Here is a 2,805-nt window from a genome sequence, read left to right on the forward strand (position 1 = left end):
AGTATCAGACCTGCAACAAAAAAACGCCCTGCACGCTGGTTTTTATATCGGTGATATTCAGGTGTTGCCCGATACCGGTTATGTGGTCGTGGGGGAAGAACACCGCCATGTGTCAGCAAAGGCTATGGAGTTACTGCTAGTGCTGGCGGCTAATGCGCAGCAGGTGGTCAGTCAGCCTGTTTTGCTCGAGGCTGTCACCGGCAGCCGTAAAGGGGCTAAAGAGGCGGTGTCGCATCTGGTCAGTGAGCTTCGCCAGGCGCTGGGCGACCATGTTTCCTGCCCGATGTATATTCAGACGCTGACCCGACGTGGTTATCGCTTAATTCAACCTGTTACCATGCAACCCTTACCCCTTCATAAGGCCGCTACCGGTACATCGGTAAAATGGTCCTGGTTATATGCGCTGGTAAAAGGCAGCCGGCTGTTCCGGGTCAGTATTGCGTTTCTGGTGACGGTGTGGGTATTTGTCCAGGTCATGGCGATTACTTTCCCGCTACTTAATATCACAACCCGCGGCATGAAAATTACCTTACTGGTGGTGATCGGCCTTTTTCCCTGTATTTTGCTATATATCTGGATACAGGATTTAAAGAAGCAACGGCGCAGGCTTAAACAGTCGCAAAACCCCCATGCCCGCCAATACTGGCGCCGGCAATTAAAAGTAGATGTCGGCTTTTTGCTGTTATCATTTGTTACCGTCGGTGTGCTTGCCGGTTCGTTAAAGCGGGCGATGGATATTGAAACGCTTACCGTCAGCCAGCCAGCAAACACCAGTAGTGTCAAAGTCCCGCTGTTAACCAACTCGGTCGCGGTCATGCCATTTCGGCAGGACACCAGTTCACCCGAGTGGATTGATGAATATCTGATTGAAGGTATTCGTGATGAGTTACTGTTTTCATTAACCCAGCTCAATGCTTTTCCGGTTATTTCTGCCCGTGCTATGCAGGGATTACCGCTGACTGCCGACAATAAACTGATCAGCGAGCGACTGGGTGCGCAGTACGCGGTAGAAGGCAAATTAAAAATGGCCAACAGTGAAATACACCTTGAAGTCGTGGTGATTGAGCTGAACAACGGGGTAAGAAAATGGGCCAATCGTCTGATAACGCCGCGCGAGCAATTACCGCAGTTGCAGCAGGAATTGTACCGGCAGTTAACCAGTGCTTTTGGTCTGTTATTGCAAAAGCAGCAGTTCAACCAAACGGAATATCATCTTACCGCCAATTTTCAGGCCTATGATGCGTATTTACGGGCTAACAAGTTGCTAAAGCAATTTGCCGATATGAGCAGCCTGGCAATGGCGGAAAGCCTGTTTTTGAAAGCCCTGGAGCATGATCCGGATTTCGCCATGGCCTCAGCTGGCCTTTGCAAGCTGCATCTGGAACGCTACGGCATAAATCGTAACGTCACCGAATTTGAAATGGCCAGACAAGCCTGTGAGCATGCGGCCCGTTTCTCAGTTAATCAGGCTGCTGTTTACAGTGTCCTGGGTGATTTATATCGTACCCGCGGTGAACATAGCCAGGCGATGATGCAATATGATGAAGCGCTGCAAATTAACCCGGTGTGGCCTGATGCCTTAACCGGTAAGGCACTGTTGCTGGCAGAACTGAAGCAGCCATTACAGGCAGAGCAGTTTTTTTTACAGGCGATCAAGCTCGAGCCCGGCTACTGGCAGCATTACAGCAACTATGGCCGGTTTTTATACCATAGCGGCAACTTCAGTGAAGCGATAACCCAACTGGAACGCGCGGCATCAATTCATCCTGACAGTGTCGATTTACAAAATACCCTGGGTGCCAGCTACTTTTTTATTAATGATTTTGAGGCGGCAATCACCGCCTGGCAAAAAGTGGTGGCTAAATCACCATTGTCATTGGCTTATTCCAATCTGGGCACTGCCTATTATTTCAATGGTAACTTCAGTCAGTCAGAACAAATGTATCTGGCGGCGCTTAAAACCAGCAAAGACGATTATATTATTCTGACCAATCTGGCCGACAGTCTGGAAGCTCAACCGGGACGGGAAGCTGAGGCAAAACCCTACTATCAGCGGGCGTTGGATCTGGCGTTGGCAAATCTGGCCATTAATCAGGGCGCCAGAGATATTCAGTCCCAAATTATCAGGCTGCAGTCAGAGTTGGAGCAGTGTGAACAGGCGGTGCCTGGGCTGCAACAGTTAATAAGTACGCCGATTGAAGATTTTTATATGTATTACGATCTGGCCATTGCCAGCTTTAACTGCGGCCAGGTGTCGACGGGCCGGCAGTTAGTTGAAAAAGCCATCGCCGGAGGCTATTCAGCAACCCTGATTTCTGCTGATCCAAAAATTCCGGAAAACACAACATACCTTTAACCCCATGGAGCAGGAAATGAAATTTTTTTATACTATTGTTCTTATTGGCAGCCTGATGCTGTCTATGGCCAGTCATGCCAAAAATAATGATCAGACGCTAACGATCAGGCTGGATGCGGCAGGCTGTATCACAGCCATAGAACCACCGGCAGACGATAATTGTCAGGAGCCAGGGAATAGTGGCAGAGCAGGTTGTGGTAGCACAAAAGATTGTGCCTGTGGGGCCCGCAACAAACATATTGTCTGGCAAACACAACCGGCAAAGGCTTTCGCCATTTCGTTTTATGATACCAGCCCGTTTCAGCCGGGTTGCCGGCTGGCCGCCAATGATAATGGCATGCTGCGCTGTCTGATTACTGCTGACGCCGAGGGTGAGTATGACTATGGCGTGACAATGGCAGGATGCCCGGAGTACGATCCGCGGATTGTAGTCCGGGCTCAGTGACACG

At 49.9% G+C, this 2,805-nt stretch carries 2 protein-coding genes; both read left to right on the forward strand.

The features are described from left to right. Positions 1-2,356 (forward strand): tetratricopeptide repeat protein (locus R3177_RS14315; RefSeq protein WP_318971684.1); only part of this gene is annotated, 2,356 nt, incomplete at its 5' end. A 16-nt stretch (positions 2,357-2,372) separates the two neighbouring features. Beyond that, the gene (locus tag R3177_RS14320; protein ID WP_318971685.1) at positions 2,373-2,801 is read left to right on the forward strand and encodes a hypothetical protein; all 429 of its coding nucleotides are present in this window, start codon (positions 2,373-2,375) and stop codon (positions 2,799-2,801) included. Positions 2,802-2,805: the final 4 nt, after the last annotated feature.

It is taken from the genome of Arsukibacterium sp. (assembly GCF_033722355.1).
Lineage (GTDB): Bacteria > Pseudomonadota > Gammaproteobacteria > Enterobacterales > Alteromonadaceae > Alishewanella.